General features: G+C 63.0%; 2 protein-coding genes. Both read right to left on the reverse strand.

Annotated features, from left to right (window positions below; all coding sequences use genetic code 11):
• Positions 1 to 423: peroxiredoxin (locus tag AB4Z11_RS31240; RefSeq protein ID WP_442030000.1), on the reverse strand; the 423-nt coding region annotated here is incomplete at its 3' end.
• A gap of 120 nt (positions 424 to 543) precedes the next feature.
• On the reverse strand, positions 544 to 1559 hold a 1016-nt coding region (locus tag AB4Z11_RS31245), incomplete at its 5' end, for a cell division protein FtsZ (protein ID WP_442030002.1).

Here is a 1559-nt window from a genome sequence, read left to right on the forward strand (position 1 = left end):
GTCTTCCACCAGCATCGAGTAGCGCTGGGAGCGGGTGCCCATGCCGAACTTGGAAAAGTCGGCGTCCAGGCCCAGGGCCTTGGAGTAAGCGGCGTTACCGTCGGCCATCATGCGTACGATGCCGGTGGCTTTCTGGTCGCGGCCCCAGGCGCCCATCACGAAGGCGTCGTTCACGGAGATGCACCAGATTTCGTCCACGCCCTTGGCTTTCAGCTCGGCAGCGTGAGCGACATAACCCGGCACGTGTTTAGCCGAGCAGGTCGGGGTGTAAGCGCCTGGCAGGCCGAAGATAGCGATCTTCTTGCCTTTGACCAGGTCCTGCACGTTGAAAGTGTTCGGGCCGAGGGAGCAGCTTTCGCTTTCAACTTCGATGAATTCGGACAGGGTGCCTTCCGGCAGTTTGTCGCCGATCTTGATGGTCATTGGATTCTCCTTTTAGAAAACAAAAAACCGCGCAGCGCGCGGCAGCTTTTCCTAAGTATAAATGACCACGCCGCCGGACGCACAGGTCCGGCGGCGCGGCTGATCCGCGATCAGCCGGGATCAGTCAGCCTGCTTGCGCAGGAATGCCGGAATGTCGTAGGTTTCCATGCCGGTATTCTGCAGCGCGCGCACCTGTTCGGATGCGGACTCGCGGCGCCATACGGCCGGCTGCTTCTGGATATCGTGGTGAGCTGCGCCACCCAGGCCAGCAGCGCCCATGGTCACGGACGAAGTCACAGCGCCGCCGCCCAGTGCTGCGGAAGGCGTCATTGGCGCATTGTGGGTACCGGTACGCAGAACCTGCTGCGGCACCAGCTGCACATGCTTCTTCTGCTTGCCCAGGCCGGTGGCCACCACGGTCACGCGGATCGCGTCGCCCATTGCGTCGTCGTAAGCGATACCTTGTGCGATCGATGCATCCGGTGCAGCGAAGGCGCGTACGGCAGCCATGACTTCCTTGATTTCCTTACCCTTCAGGCCACGCGATGCGGTCACGTTCACCAGCACGCCGCGTGCGCCGGACAGGTCGACGCCATCCAGCAGCGGCGAAGCCACGGCCTGCTCGGCTGCCACGCGGGCGCGGTCCACGCCGGAAGCGGTGGCGGTACCCATCATCGCCTTGCCCTGCTCGCCCATGATGGTCTTCACGTCGTTGAAGTCGACGTTGATGTGGCCCGGCACGTTGATGATTTCGGCGATACCGGCAACGGCGTTGTTCAGAACGTCGTCGGCGTGCTGCAGCCATTCGATCAGGGATTCGTCTTCGTAGATCTCTTCCAGCTTCTCGTTCAGGATCACGATCAGGGAGTCGACATTGGCAGCCAGCTGCTCCAGGCCTTCCTCGGCGATGTCCATGCACTTCTGGCCTTCATGCGAGAACGGCTTGGACACCACGGCCACGGTCAGCGCGCCCTGGGATTTGGCCACTTCAGCAACGATCGGTGCAGYGCCGGTGCCGGTGCCGCCGCCCATGCCGGCCGCGATGAAGACCATGTGCGCGCCGCGCAGTGCGTCTTCGATGCGTGCACGGGATTCTTCGGCCAGCTGGCGGCCCACGTCCGGCTTCATGCCAGCAC

The sequence above is a fragment of the Pseudoduganella sp. RAF53_2 genome, from assembly GCF_052113985.1.
GTDB lineage: Bacteria > Pseudomonadota > Gammaproteobacteria > Burkholderiales > Burkholderiaceae_D > Rugamonas.